This is a genomic window from Roseibium algae (assembly GCF_037783265.1).
Taxonomy (GTDB): Bacteria; Pseudomonadota; Alphaproteobacteria; order Rhizobiales; family Stappiaceae; genus Roseibium; species Roseibium algae.
Genome location: NZ_JBAKIA010000004.1, coordinates 424,662 through 437,347, shown reverse-complemented (window position 1 = coordinate 437,347; position 12,686 = coordinate 424,662). Strand labels below are relative to the sequence as shown.

The window sequence follows — 12,686 nt, the reverse complement described above, 5'->3', positions numbered from 1 at the left end:
GCTACAAGAGAAAATTTTTCTTAACGCCATCACACCTTGGAGAGATCCGTATGTTTGGAAACTTCAAAACACTGACACGCCCGCTTGCAGGCGCCCTGGCTGCGGTCGCCCTTCTCGCGATGCCGGCCGCTGCCGCGCCTCAGGTCACCCCCCTAGTCTCGACAGACTGGTTGGCCGACAATCTCGATAATGATGCGGTCGTCATCATCGACACACGCTCGAAGATATCCAAATCAGGCAAGGACGCCTATCTGAAGGGCCATATCCCCGGTGCTGTCTGGTCGGAATACCCAGGATACTGGCGCACCGAGCGCGACAGTATCGTTGGCGTTCTGCCTTCCATCGAAAAGCTCGAAGCGTCCCTGTCCGAGCTTGGACTGTCAGAAGATAAAGCTCTGGTTATCGTGCCTGCCGGAACTTCCAGCCTCGAATTCAGCGCTGCTGCCCGTATCTACTGGACCTTGAAGTACCTGGGCCACGATGCGGTCTCCATCCTTGATGGTGGACATGCTGCATGGGTCAAGGAAGGCAAAGCCATTGAGACCGGCAATATCACACCGGAAGGTGATCTTTTTGTCGCCGACGTTCAGGATGACCTTCTTGTCTCAACGCCAGAAATGGCCGAAGCCATGGGCACAGAAACCATCCTGCTTGATGGCCGTCCGGCTGCACAATTCGTCGGCAAGCAAAAGCACACGAAGGCAACCCGCTTCGGCCACATTCCAGGTGCGGTCAGCTTCGATCAGGCCAAGTTTTACGACAAATCGACAAACCGCCTGATGAACAAGGAAGACCTGGCCTCCTTGCTGCCAGCAAATGTAACAGACAGCTCAAGCAAGGTCGTGTCCTACTGCAACACCGGCCACTGGGCTGCGACCAACTGGTTCGTGCTGACCCAACTGCTCGGCAAGAAAAATGTCAGCGTTTATGATGACAGCATGGTCGGCTGGAGCCGCGACAACTCCCTGCCAATCGTTGCAACCGCTGCACCAGACAAGCCGGCTGCTGGAAAAGTGAAGACCAACTGATCTTTACGAACAGCTGAATGAAGAACAAAAAATCGCCCGGCTTAAACAAGCTGGGCGATTTTTTGTTTGAGCACCGGCAAAAGCTCTGCTTCAAACCACGGATTCTTTTTGAGCCAACTGTTGTTGCGCCAGGACGGGTGCGGCATAGGCAGAATGGCCGGAGTGCGTTCGCTGCCAAGATACTCGCTCCAATTGGCGACCGTCTCGGTCAGGGTTTTCTTCTTCTCGCCACCCAGATGATACGCCTGTGCATATTGTCCGATCACCAGGATCAGCTCAACCTGAGGCATGACAGCAAAAATACGGTCATGCCACTGGGCCCGGCATTCAGGTCGCGGCGGCAGGTCTCCACCTTTCGCATCCAATCCCGGAAAGCACAGCCCCATCGGCACGATTGATATCCTGGCTGTGTCATAAAAGACCTCCGGTTCAACGCCCATCCAGGACCGCAAGCGGTCTCCTGAGGGATCCGTGAAGGGCTTGCCGCTTTGGTGAACCCGGGTTCCTGGAGCCTGCCCGCAGATGCAGATCCGCGCGGTCTGCGACAATTGGACAACAGGCCTTGGCTCATGGGGCAAGGCCGCTTTTCGCGGTGTTTCGACACAGATGCGACACGCTGCGATATCTGCACGCAAATCGGCCAGTTGTTCCCCTGTTTCGCCCGTCCGTGCCACGCCTGCTCTCTCCAAAGATCTGATCTCGCTTACCTTTCATTTACCACATCCCTGAGTTCAATCTTAAGAGGTCATGGGCCAAAAAGGATTAAGCAGCGTTTTGCCTGCAACAACTCTGAAAGAGGTACCCCACGTCAAATGGGACATGATGCTGGCCCAAAACGCGACCAAAAAACCGTCATCAACCGGAAACGGGCGATACGACGGCGCGAAGTTGCACGCACAATTCGTGATGTGCGCAGCCGCATTGGGTCCAAGGAAGGCATTCAGAACGACTTCGAACAAGAGCGGCAGCACCTCTTTGCCGACACTCGGATAAACTCAGCCTTCGCCGTCCCCATTCTGCTCCTGATCGTTGCAGCAATTTCATCTCTCTGGGTCAATCCGATCCTGGTCAGTTGCTGGTTTATCTTCACCTTCTGCATGCACTTGCTGACGGTTGCCACTTGCCGCTCTTATGAGGCTTCGCCATCAGGCAAACGGCAGACCGCGATATGGCTGCGGCGCTTCACCATGAGCGATCTGCTTTATGGCTGCAGCTGGGGATTGTTCTTCTTGCTGCCAAAGCAAAATCAGACTGGCGATGGTTTTCTGGTATTTCAGTTTGCCACGATGCTGATCGTCGTCGCAATCAACACCATGCAGTCTGCCACCCTGCCGCGAGCTCTTCTGGCTGGAACACTGCCGGTATCGCTGACTGTTACGGCGGCATTCCTACAGCAGCCAGAGCCCATCCATTACACTCTGGCCGCCATGGCAATCGGAGCGCAGGGTTTCTTCTTAATCCTGGGCAACCAGCTGATCAAGAACGCCAATACAATGCTCGAATACAGGGCCGAGAAGGATCACCTGATCGCCGAGTTGGAAACCGCCAACGCCCTCTCCGACGAATCTCGCCGCCGTGCGGAAGAAGCCAACCTGGCCAAATCCCGGTTCCTGGCCACGATGAGTCATGAACTGCGCACACCGCTTAATGCCATCTTGGGCTTTTCGGAAGTCATGAAGGATGAAATCCTCGGCCCGATGAACAATGGCACCTACAAAGGCTATGCAGGGGACATTCACGCATCTGGCGCACATCTCTTGCACCTTATCAATGAGATATTGGACCTGTCCCGCATTGAGGCCGGACGCCATGAACTTCAGGAAGAAGCTGTTCACCTGGAGGACATTATCGAGGAATGCTGCAACATGATGCAGATCCGCGCCAAGGCCAAGGAAATCAACATTGAAGAAACCCATGAAGGCGATTTGCCGAGAGTCTGGGGCGATGAGCGTGCCTTGCGCCAGGTGATCTTGAACCTGTTGTCCAACGCCACAAAGTTCACGCCGGTCAACGGCAAGGTCCAGATCAGCCTTGGACGGACCCACGACGGCGGGCAATTTGTATCAATTCGCGACAATGGCCCTGGTATTCCCGAAGAAGAAATCCCAGTCGTCTTGCAAGCCTTTGGACAAGGATCGGTGGCCATCCAAAGCGCAGAACCGGGAACCGGCCTGGGCCTTTCCATTGTTCAGGCTCTGATTGCCATGCATGGAGGAAGCTTTGATCTGCGCTCCAAATTGCGCGAGGGCACGGAGGTGATCATCACCCTACCGAAAGGTCGTGTCATGGAAAGCATGCCCGCCTATCAAACGCCGGGTACACAAGCCACATCAGACCGCAGACGGGCTTGATCATCAAGCCAAGCCCACGCCGGTCTGCTCAGCCTTATAGGCTCGGGGCCCTAGCTTTCCTTGTTGGAAACGCCTGCTGTCTCGAATGTTGCCATGCCGTTATGGGTTTCGGCGGCAGTCTTGACGATACCGGCAGCAATCGCAGCACCTGAGCCTTCCCCAAGACGCATGCCGAAATCAAGCAGTGCGGTCTTTTCCATGATGTTCAAGGCACGAATGTGGGCCGCTTCCGCTGACACATGCGCAAAAAGGCAGTGATCCAGTCCTTTTGGGTCCATGGCATAGACAACAGCCGCTGCCGCCGTCGTGACGAACCCATCGACAATCACCGGAACGCGCTGCAGCCTTCCGGCAATAATCAGCCCCACCATGGCAGCTATTTCTCGGCCACCAACCTTGCGCAGGATCTCGAGTGGATCCTTTTCCCCGTTCAACCGTGCGACGGCTGTCTCAACAGCGGCCCGCTTGCGCGCAAGACCCTCATCGTCAACGCCCGTGCCACGACCGATCCAGTCTTCCGCAGAGCCGCCGAACAGACCGTTGAAAACGGCCGCGGCGACCGTTGTGTTGCCAATGCCCATTTCGCCAAGGCAAGCCAGATCAATGCCGCCAGCCAGTGCTTCCATGCCATAGGCCATGGTGGCCGCGCAGTTGGATTCGTCCAGCGCATCTTCTTCGGTGATACTGGGTGTCGGGATTTCGACAGCCAGATCAAAAATCTTCAGCCCCAGGTCATTTGCGCTGCAGATCTGATTGATCGCGGCACCGCCTGCTGAGAAGTTCTCCACCATCTGTTGGTTTACAGAGCTTGGGAACGCCGAAACGCCCTGATCTGCGACACCATGGGCTGTCGCAAAGACTGCGACCAACGGACGGGAGATCTTCGGCTTTGCATTTCCAGACCATGCCGCCAGCCATTCGACGATCTCTTCCAGCTTGCCGAGTGAGCCCGCTGGTTTGGTCAGTTCTGCATCGCGTGCGCGTACCGCAGCCAAGGCATCTTCGTCTGGTCCCGGCATCGACTTCACCAGATTGCGAAAATCATCGAATGGCAAAGCGGTATCAGATAGGGACATGTGTTGCGCTCCGGGCAATGGCCTTGAGGAGGCCTGATCGAATTCGCCAGTACGAATCCATCGAGGCCTTGGTCTTGATGTTGGGCCGATCTATAACCGGCATCGGACAAAAAACAAGGTTGGGAGTGGGCATGGACCGACAAGAAGAGCCGCGGGCAAATGGCTTTTGGGCAGCGATCACAGAGCTTGTCGCCGATACAGCTGCCTGCGTGCGTTTTTTTTCACGCCTGCCCCTGCCCGCGCTGTGCCGGGCGGATGACCCTGCCCGACTGCCCGACTTTGCAAAAATCAGTCGCGCCATCCCTCTGGCAGGTTGGATTGTGGCCCTGCCCGCAGTCCTGCTCGGTCTTGTGCTTGGCTTCACCGCCCTTCCACCTCTGGTGACCGGATTTCTGGTCGCCGGAGCGCTGGCAGCAGTGACCGGAGCCTTGCATGAAGACGGCCTCAGCGATCTTGTTGATGGTTTTTTTGGCGGCCATACGCCCGTACGCCGACTTGAAATCATGAAAGACAGCCGGATCGGGGCCTTCGGAGCCATCGCTCTGGTGATTTCGACAGGCGTAAGAGCAAGCCTGATTGCTGCTCTGCTTGATCGGTTCAGCCCGCTAGAGGCTATGACGCTTTTGCTTGGCGCCGAGAGCTTCAGCAGAATGCTGATCGTGTGGCAGTGGACTATTCTTCCATCAGCCAGACCAGACGGACTTGGCAACAAGTTCGGGCAACCTGGACGCTCTGCCGGACCCCAGGCCTGTGTGATCGGAGCGATTTGCCTCCTGCCGGTGGTCCCCACCCTATATACCACCAGCCTTTCGATCACCGCCTTGTCTCTCGCGCTGCTGTTGGCAACAGCATCCGCCTATGGCATCGGGATCCTTGCAAAAATTAAAATCGGTGGGTTTACGGGAGACGTCCTCGGAGCTGTTCAACAAGTCAGCAGCCTTGCCTTCCTCATTGGCTGCCTCTCAATTCCTTAGGGTTCAGACCCAAGAAAATCCTTTCGGTTAGATATTGGTTGCAGGACGGGGACAGGGATGTCATGGATCTAAATGATTTATTAACTCATCAGGGAACTTGAATTGGCAGAAGCGGATCTGATCAGATGAGTAAGTTTCACGGTGCAGCTTGCTGTTTTCACACAGTTTCATTCGCACCTTGTGCATTTCAACTGCCAAGTCGAATTCACTTTTCAAACCGTGGTCTATGCGGGTGCAGACACCACGAAACTGGTACCAATGCGGGTAAACAGAATGCAAGCACGATCTGAGCGGACAATCGCTCCCAGTCGCACTACCTGTGGCAAAGTCCTTGTTCAGACTGCTGTATTAGTCATGTGCCTTGCACTGGCTGCATGTGCAAATCGCCCGGGCGTTGGCTCGCTTTCTGTCAGCACGGCCTCCGCCCCTGGTGCGACGACGCATGACATTCTCGTCGTCACCACCCGTGAACGAGACACCCAACCAGGCACCCTTTTCAACGGGGAGCGCAAAGATGGCATCAATTACGCCAAGGCAACGATCTCTGTCCCGCCATCACCGCCTCATATTCCCGGTCAGGTCCAATGGGGTTCAATCATTCCCGGAGATCCCAACACGGATTTCGTAGCCCGCTCAGCGTCCTATATTCCCGATAGGGCGGCCATGCTGAAGGACTTGAACAAACGACTAATGAAACTTCCTAAAGGTGAGCGTACAGTCTTTCTGTTTATACATGGCTACAATACCAAGTTCGTCGAAGGGCTTTTCCGGTTCACCCAGATCATCCACGATTCCAAAACAACCAATGTCCCAGTATACTTCAGCTGGGCCTCGCGTGGTCAGTTAACTGATTATGTCTACGACCTGAACAGCGCAATGGTTGCCCGAACTGCCCTGGCAAGCACGGTCAAGGATCTCGTCGACAGTAAGGCAGAGAAAATTGTGATCCTAGCGCATTCGATGGGAACCTATCTTCTCATGGAGACAGCAAGACAACTGACGCCGGCCGCCGCGAAAAAGTTCCAAAGCAAAGTCCAGCAAGTCATTCTGGCAGCACCTGACATTGATATCGACGTATTCAAGGAACAGTTGCGCCATATGGGAAAACCCAAAAACCCGTTTGTGATTATGGTTTCAAAGGATGACCGCGCCTTGAAAGCCTCTCGCAAAATCGCAGGAGACAAGGAACGGGTTGGAGCATATTCGAACGACTTGGAATTGGCAGAACTGGGAGCAATCGTCGTTGATTTGACAGAGGTTGAATCGGCCGATGGTGCCCACCATTCGAAATTCGCCCAACTGGCTCAATTCGGCCCGGAGTTGAGCCGCACGCTGACACAAAGCAGCCTGACTCAGAATGTCCCGAACCAGGGAAGCCGTTTGAGCAATGCGGGGCAAGACCTTGGCTCTGTGGTGTCCAGCACGGCGCAGGCAGCGGTCAGTTTGCCAATTGCCATCATCACCGCCCCTATTTCTCTGGCAACGGGCGGGCGGTGATCCAAATCAGGGCTGGCGAGGCGGGGTACAACGCCCTATATCGACGCTCATGAAGTCGCCCTGCATCAAAATCTGCCAAATCGACCAGCGAAGTCACCTTTGCCTCGGCTGCTATCGTACCTTGGATGAAATTGCGACCTGGAGCCGCCTGTCCGACAGAGAACGGGATGCCATCATGGCCGACATGGAACCGCGTCGACTGGCCCATGAGAGCCAACAGACAAAGGCCAGTCTGTGATGCGGGGACTGCGCGGAATTGCTCTCGGGCTGGTAATTGCCGGGATCGTTGGCGGAAGTTTGTATTCCTACTTCGGAGCTAACGTTCTCCCGCAGGACATCGACTTGGACCAGACAGGCCCACGGCTTGTCACCTTGTCAATCATCGCCTTTGTCTTTCTGGCAAGCCTGATATTTGGCCAACCCAGAATTCGCGATATCGTGCAGGGCACAATATTCTGGGGCGGGCTATTTGTACTTCTGATCGTTGGATATACCTTCCGTTCAGACCTGATCAACGGCGGATATCGGGTGCTTGGCGCGCTTGCCCCCGGCCTTGCAGTACCGCAAGACAATGGCACCATACTTGTGGTCCGCGGCGCATCCGGACACTTCAGGCTTGATACTCTTTTGAACGGCACCAAGACCCAGATGCTGCTCGATACGGGGGCCAGCTCTGTCGTGCTAACCTATCAGGATGCCTTGAACGCGGGCCTGGACCCAGCCAATCTGTTATTCACTGTTCCGGTTCAAACGGCTAACGGCAGTGCTCTTGTCGCGCCTGTGCGCATTAAAACGCTGTCTGTGAGCAATTTCCGTTTGACCAATGTCAGGGCATTTGTATCTCGCGACGGCGCACTGGGCACAAGCCTGCTTGGCATGAGTGCGCTGGACCGTCTGTCCAGCTGGCGCATTGAAGGTGACAAGCTGGTTCTGGTTCCCTGATCAGAAGAAGATCATCAAGCCAACGGATCAGTAGCCGTTCAAACTGAACAGAAAACGCACGGCCACCACGAGCAGAAAACAGCCGAACAGAACTTCCATTTTCCGGCGGGGCAGCACATGCGCAACTCTAACCCCATAAGGAGCTGCAAAGGTTGTGACTGGAATAATCAGGGCCACACCAAGCATATTGACATAGCCTGCGGAAAACGGTGGCAGATCTGCAGCGCCCCAACCGGCCCAAATGAGACCAATCGTCCCCGGCACGGAGATCATCAAACCTGTTCCGGACGAGGTCGCGACGGCCTGATGAATCGGTCTGCCATAGAGCGTCATGAAGGTGTTGTTCATGACGCCACCGCCAATGCCCATCAGAGTTGAGAAAAATCCAATCGCCGCGCCGCATATCGGGCGGATCGGGAAACCAGGAATGTCGGTTCCCAGACGCCAGCTTGGCTTATCGAGCAACATCCGCAGCCCTAGCACCAGCGCAATCACCGCAAATATGGCCTTCAGCTCATTGCCAGAAACATAAGCTGCCACCAAAGACGCCCCGATCACCCCCAAAGGCAGCGGGATTAGCCAGGACTTCAGAAGTTCCAGGTCGGCTGCCCCTCGTTTATTGTGTGCCATAAACGAGCGGATGGATGTCGGCACGATGATCCCGAGCGACGTGGCCACAGAGACATGCATCCGCACGCCCTCATCAACACCAAGGACTGTCAGAAACTGATAGAGTACAGGCACCAGTACCGCGCCTCCGCCAATGCCGAACAGACCTGCCAGAAAACCTGCGACAAGGCCTGAGGCCGCCAAGGCAAGCCCAAGACCTATGACACTCATGAGCTGGCCATCACCAGAAATTGCATTTAAATCCATGAGAAAGCCGCCTCGACGTCAAGAAACCAAACACAGAACTGCATCGACTCGGTGCCGTTGAGATCTGAAAGGATCAATCAATCAGGTTCCGCCAAAGCTGCCAAGGCCACCTATGATGCGGATCGGACCGGCGCAGCAAGATGCCTCGACCAGGGCCGTTTTCTGTGCATTTTCTGTCAGGCAGCCGTTTCCTCAGCCGTCTTTTCGGCAATATCGGGAGCAATGTCTTCGTCGGACACATCTCTCGGGCGCACTGCCTCAAGAGCTTGATAGACCACATCCAGGCCAGCGCCCGGCTTGATGGTCTCGACTGTCAGGATCCGCCGCCAGGACCGCGCGCCCGGACGTCCATGGAACAATCCAAGCATATGGCGTGTCATGTGGGGCAGCTTGACGCCCTGCTCCATCCGGGACTGCAAATAGGGTAAATAGGCTTCAACAGCCTTCCAAGGCGAAATGTCATCACACACTTCGCCATAGACCCTGCGATCCACTTCCCCCAGGATCTCAGGCGTATGATAAGCGGCTCGGCCCAACATCACGCCATCCAGATCCGCCAGAAGCCCTTCAGTCTCGTCAAGGGTCGTGATGCCGCCATTGATACCGATGAAACGATCTGGAAATCGAGCTTTCAACCGACGTACACGGTCATAATCGAGCGGTGGAATATCCCGGTTTTCCTTCGGGCTCAGGCCTTTCAGCCAAGCCTTGCGGGCATGGACCCAAAGCGCATCTGTCCCCTCAGAAAACACCGCATCAGCCATAACGTCCAGCGCTTCTTCAGGATCCTGATCATCAACGGCAAGGCGACATTTCACCGTGACCGGGATCTCAACAGCGGCTTTCATCGCGGCAACACAATCTGCGACCAGCTGCGGTTCTTGCATCAGGCATGCGCCGAAGCTCCCGGATTGAACGCGATCCGATGGACAACCAACGTTGATGTTGACTTCGTCGTAGCCATAATCCTCAACGATCTTCGAAGCCGCCACCATATCAGCTGGATCAGACCCGCCGAGCTGAAAGGCGACCGGATGCTCAATGTCGGAAAATCCCAACAGATGATCCCGGTCCCCATGAATGACCGCGCCCGTCGTCACCATCTCCGTATAGAGCAACGCATTGCGGCTCAAATGCCGATGAAAGGCCCGACAATGCCTGTCAGTCCAGTCCATCATCGGGGCGACTGCCAGTTTTACTTTCTTGTTTTTATAGTCTTCCGTCACGCCGCGCACTTGGCAGATCCCTGCATTTTCAGCATTCTATTTAAGCGACCGTTCTAATCATGTTTCAGCCAAAAGTGCGACAAAAACCTGAATACTCCTGAAAGTTCCCAGTCATTCATGAAGATGTACAGAGCGGGTGCGTATTTATTATCTGGTCGTTTTGCTCGCTAAAATTCAGCGAGTTCTCGATAGGTTCAAGCACATCAAGCACATCCAGGGCATATGAAGGACGCAGTCCAGGGCCTTTGAATACATGAGGTCATTCCAGACAAAGGACGTGATCCCTTTTATGTAAAACCCAATCAAGAAACTGATATTGTCAGGACATATAAAACATCAATCAAGATTTTCCCTACGGTGGAGTTGACTGTATTCATTTTATTTTAATGAAAACTACGCAGGGTAATTTTTACTAAAACACCGTATATTTCACCACACTCATTGTGCGGATATTCAATTTTTAGTTCAGAGCATTTTACAAGGATGGCCCATGGCAGCCGCCCCAAATTTAAAATTATTTGAAGATCTAAGGCTCTTCCCCCGCAAGAATTGCCGTTGGCCAGCTGTCATGAAAGCACCGGATCGCCATTATTCGTGCGTTCTGGAAGACATCAGTGCCGGAGGCTGCAGGATTGCGCTCAACACCTCAGGCATTCCGGTTGGGATTGTGATTACACTGGTGGTGCCTTCCAAAAAACTCAACTTCCATGGCGAAATTCGCTGGGTTCGCTTCGGTGAGGCGGGAATAGAATTCCATTTCATGGACTGAACGGAAGATCACACGAATTTACAATATCTTAAGGCAAGACTACGTAACGTCAAATCCACCAACTGGACTTGGCTTCATGTTACGCGTCACCGTGTTTTCATTGCACGAATCATAGATTTTATCAGGATGGCCCATGACAACGGTCAAAAGCTTCAAGACTTCTGATGGTTCGAGACACTTCTCGCGCAACCATTGCCGAGAACCTGCAATCATGAAAGTAAAGAACCGGAACTATGCGTGTATTATAGAAGACATCAGCGCTAGTGGATGCCGGGTTGCCATGAACACCAGAAGCATAGCGACCGATATGGATGTCTCCATCGTCGTCTCCTCGCCAAAACGCTGTCTCTACGGCCAGATTCGCTGGGTCAATTACGGTGAGGCCGGGATCGAGTTCTATTTCCAGGACTGATCAAAGAATTACTTGAAGGACCGGATCTCTAGGGCTCGGAACCATAAAAATGCATGCGCCCTTGGACATGTAACCCTTCTCATGGGTAATCGACTGACTTGCCACTAGGAATTTGCTTTAATTTCTGCCCCGACAGCGCGGAGCGCATCTATTGCAACGGTGCGATCTTGATCAGGCGAACCGGAACCAACGCCGATACCGCCTAGCAATATGCCCTTCATATAGATAGGCACCCCGCCATCAAGGCCGGTGACAGCATCCTGTGTGGCAGCAGCGATCAAGGGGGCCACTTCAGATGGAATTTTGCTGGATTCCATGCCGATCGAAGCAGCTGTACGGGCTTTGGTGCGAGCACTCAGCAAACTGAGATACTTCGAACCGGTCATTCGCAAAGATCCCAGGACTTCACCACTCTTGTCGACAATGACAATGCACTGCGGCTGGCCCAATTCATCTGCAGACGCAACGGCTGCACGAAGCATTTCCAGCACGGCTTCATGGGTCAATTCCATGGTCTCTCGAAAATAACTCATGACAGATGGTCCCGTTAATTTTATCAATAAGTTAAAAGACAAAAAACATCTTCAGGCGCGACATGCCCCACGGACTTAAACCGGAGAAACGCCATTCACATTCAGATAGACAGCATAGAGCGATGCGGTGCCGCAGATGAACAAGCGGTTCAGCTTTGGGCCCCCAAAACAGACATTACCGACCATTTCGGGGATCCGGATTTTGCCGATGAGGTCACCATTCTGCGACAGACAATGCACACCATCAGCTGCTGAACTCCAGATACGCCCCGCGCGATCCACCCGGAAGCCATCGAATATGCCCTGACTGCAGGTTGCCAGCACCTCGCCACCGGCCAATTTGCCATCGGGGTCGACGCTGTGGCGTCGGATATGCGCCGGTCCGCCGGGCGTGTGGGTAACGCCGGTATCAGCGATATAAAGAAGGCTTTCGTCCGGCGAGAACGCCAGACCGTTCGGCTTGACATAATCATCGGCGACAATTTGCACCGCGCCGGTAGCCGGATCGACCCGATAGACATAACAAGCGCCAATCTCACTCGTCGCCCGCTCCCCTTCATAGTCCATCAAGATGCCGTAGGACGGATCGGTGAACCAAACCGTGCCATCTGATTTGACCACAACATCATTTGGAGAGTTCAGCCGCTTGCCGTTGTAACTGTCGGCGATCACCGTGATGGAGCCGTCATGTTCGGTCCGCGTCACACGCCGGGTCAGATGCTCACAGCTGATCAGACGACCCTGGCGATCAACCGTATGGCCGTTGCTGTTGTTGGAGGGATAGCGAAACACAGACACGCTGCCATCGGTTTCATCGAAGCGCATAATCCGGTTGTTGGGAATGTCGGACCACAACAAATAGCGTCCGGCGGCGAACCAGACCGGACCTTCAGACCACCGCGCACCGGTCCACAACCGTTCCACCCGCGCATGGCCAATGAAGCAGTCGTTGAACTCAGGCTGAATTGCCTCAAAACCCGTCCCGTCGATCACACCGAACAT

14 protein-coding genes are annotated in these 12,686 nt (G+C 54.5%); 8 read left to right on the top strand and 6 right to left on the bottom strand.

Annotated features, from left to right (window positions below; genetic code table 11):
- Positions 1-50: 50 nt before the first annotated feature.
- Positions 51-1,028 carry a sulfurtransferase gene (locus tag V6575_RS08365; RefSeq protein ID WP_340273807.1) on the top strand — a complete coding sequence of 326 codons (978 nt, stop codon included), beginning with the start codon at positions 51-53 and terminating at the stop codon, positions 1,026-1,028.
- Between the two features lie 41 nt (positions 1,029-1,069).
- Here the strand turns inward: V6575_RS08365 and V6575_RS08360 are convergent, their stop codons facing one another.
- On the bottom strand, positions 1,070-1,702 hold the full coding sequence (locus V6575_RS08360; RefSeq protein ID WP_340273805.1) for a uracil-DNA glycosylase family protein: 633 nt from the start codon (positions 1,700-1,702) through the stop codon (positions 1,070-1,072).
- 138 nt (positions 1,703-1,840) lie between these two features.
- Between V6575_RS08360 and V6575_RS08355 the strand changes: the two genes are divergently transcribed.
- Positions 1,841-3,379, top strand: a complete 1,539-nt coding sequence (locus V6575_RS08355; protein WP_340273804.1) for a sensor histidine kinase — start codon at positions 1,841-1,843, stop codon at positions 3,377-3,379.
- Between the two features lie 50 nt (positions 3,380-3,429).
- Here V6575_RS08355 and cobT read toward each other — a convergent pair whose 3' ends face one another.
- Positions 3,430-4,455, bottom strand: a complete 1,026-nt coding sequence (gene cobT, locus V6575_RS08350) for a nicotinate-nucleotide--dimethylbenzimidazole phosphoribosyltransferase (RefSeq protein ID WP_340273803.1) — start codon at positions 4,453-4,455, stop codon at positions 3,430-3,432.
- Positions 4,456-4,586: 131 nt separating this feature from the next.
- Here cobT and V6575_RS08345 point away from each other — a divergent pair, with 131 nt between their 5' ends.
- The 4 genes from V6575_RS08345 (at position 4,587) to V6575_RS08330 (ending at position 7,868) form a co-directional block, all read left to right on the top strand.
- Positions 4,587-5,429 (top strand): adenosylcobinamide-GDP ribazoletransferase, encoded by an 843-nt coding sequence (locus V6575_RS08345; RefSeq protein WP_340273802.1) that lies wholly within the window; start codon positions 4,587-4,589, stop codon positions 5,427-5,429.
- A gap of 273 nt (positions 5,430-5,702) precedes the next feature.
- Positions 5,703-6,926 carry an alpha/beta hydrolase gene (locus V6575_RS08340; protein ID WP_340273801.1) on the top strand — a complete coding sequence of 408 codons (1,224 nt, stop codon included), beginning with the start codon at positions 5,703-5,705 and terminating at the stop codon, positions 6,924-6,926.
- Positions 6,817-7,164: a DUF1289 domain-containing protein gene (locus tag V6575_RS08335; protein ID WP_340273800.1), complete on the top strand. Its 348-nt coding sequence runs from the start codon at positions 6,817-6,819 to the stop codon at positions 7,162-7,164. Before V6575_RS08340 ends, V6575_RS08335 begins: the two co-directional genes overlap by 110 nt.
- Entirely contained in the window at positions 7,164-7,868 is a 705-nt protein-coding gene (locus V6575_RS08330) for a retropepsin-like aspartic protease family protein (protein WP_340273799.1), read from the top strand. Before V6575_RS08335 ends, V6575_RS08330 begins: the two co-directional genes overlap by 1 nt.
- A 27-nt stretch (positions 7,869-7,895) precedes the next feature.
- On the opposite strand, the gene V6575_RS08325 is transcribed toward V6575_RS08330, so the two are convergent.
- Both V6575_RS08325 and dusA read right to left on the bottom strand, forming a co-directional pair.
- Positions 7,896-8,744 (bottom strand): sulfite exporter TauE/SafE family protein, encoded by an 849-nt coding sequence (locus tag V6575_RS08325; RefSeq protein ID WP_340273798.1) that lies wholly within the window; start codon positions 8,742-8,744, stop codon positions 7,896-7,898.
- A 176-nt stretch (positions 8,745-8,920) separates the two neighbouring features.
- Positions 8,921-9,988 carry a tRNA dihydrouridine(20/20a) synthase DusA gene (dusA, locus tag V6575_RS08320; RefSeq protein ID WP_340273953.1) on the bottom strand — a complete coding sequence of 356 codons (1,068 nt, stop codon included), beginning with the start codon at positions 9,986-9,988 and terminating at the stop codon, positions 8,921-8,923.
- A 472-nt stretch (positions 9,989-10,460) separates the two neighbouring features.
- Between dusA and V6575_RS08315 the strand changes: the two genes are divergently transcribed.
- Together V6575_RS08315 and V6575_RS08310 are read left to right on the top strand one after the other, a co-directional pair.
- Positions 10,461-10,739 carry a PilZ domain-containing protein gene (locus V6575_RS08315; protein ID WP_340273797.1) on the top strand — a complete coding sequence of 93 codons (279 nt, stop codon included), beginning with the start codon at positions 10,461-10,463 and terminating at the stop codon, positions 10,737-10,739.
- A gap of 133 nt (positions 10,740-10,872) precedes the next feature.
- Positions 10,873-11,151 (top strand): PilZ domain-containing protein, encoded by a 279-nt coding sequence (locus tag V6575_RS08310; RefSeq protein WP_340273796.1) that lies wholly within the window; start codon positions 10,873-10,875, stop codon positions 11,149-11,151.
- Between the two features lie 104 nt (positions 11,152-11,255).
- Here the strand turns inward: V6575_RS08310 and V6575_RS08305 are convergent, their stop codons facing one another.
- Together V6575_RS08305 and V6575_RS08300 are read right to left on the bottom strand one after the other, a co-directional pair.
- On the bottom strand, positions 11,256-11,684 hold the full coding sequence (locus V6575_RS08305; RefSeq protein ID WP_340273795.1) for a GlcG/HbpS family heme-binding protein: 429 nt from the start codon (positions 11,682-11,684) through the stop codon (positions 11,256-11,258).
- 75 nt (positions 11,685-11,759) lie between these two features.
- Complete coding sequence (locus V6575_RS08300) at positions 11,760-12,686, bottom strand: SMP-30/gluconolactonase/LRE family protein (protein WP_340273951.1); 927 nt, start codon at positions 12,684-12,686, stop codon at positions 11,760-11,762.

Excerpts from the sequence above, each read along its gene's own strand:
- V6575_RS08365 (WP_340273807.1), top strand. The coding sequence starts at position 51 with ATGTTTGGAAACTTCAAAACACTGACACGCCCGCTTGCAGGCGCCCTG.
- V6575_RS08355 (WP_340273804.1), top strand. The coding sequence starts at position 1,841 with ATGGGACATGATGCTGGCCCAAAACGCGACCAAAAAACCGTCATCAAC.
- cobT (WP_340273803.1), bottom strand. The coding sequence starts at position 4,455 with ATGTCCCTATCTGATACCGCTTTGCCATTCGATGATTTTCGCAATCTG.
- V6575_RS08345 (WP_340273802.1), top strand. The coding sequence starts at position 4,587 with ATGGACCGACAAGAAGAGCCGCGGGCAAATGGCTTTTGGGCAGCGATC.
- V6575_RS08340 (WP_340273801.1), top strand. The coding sequence starts at position 5,703 with ATGCAAGCACGATCTGAGCGGACAATCGCTCCCAGTCGCACTACCTGT.
- V6575_RS08335 (WP_340273800.1), top strand. The coding sequence starts at position 6,817 with ATGCGGGGCAAGACCTTGGCTCTGTGGTGTCCAGCACGGCGCAGGCAG.
- V6575_RS08330 (WP_340273799.1), top strand. The coding sequence starts at position 7,164 with ATGCGGGGACTGCGCGGAATTGCTCTCGGGCTGGTAATTGCCGGGATC.
- V6575_RS08325 (WP_340273798.1), bottom strand. The coding sequence starts at position 8,744 with ATGGATTTAAATGCAATTTCTGGTGATGGCCAGCTCATGAGTGTCATA.
- V6575_RS08315 (WP_340273797.1), top strand. The coding sequence starts at position 10,461 with ATGGCAGCCGCCCCAAATTTAAAATTATTTGAAGATCTAAGGCTCTTC.
- V6575_RS08310 (WP_340273796.1), top strand. The coding sequence starts at position 10,873 with ATGACAACGGTCAAAAGCTTCAAGACTTCTGATGGTTCGAGACACTTC.
- V6575_RS08305 (WP_340273795.1), bottom strand. The coding sequence starts at position 11,684 with ATGAGTTATTTTCGAGAGACCATGGAATTGACCCATGAAGCCGTGCTG.
- V6575_RS08300 (WP_340273951.1), bottom strand. The coding sequence starts at position 12,686 with ATGTTCGGTGTGATCGACGGGACGGGTTTTGAGGCAATTCAGCCTGAG.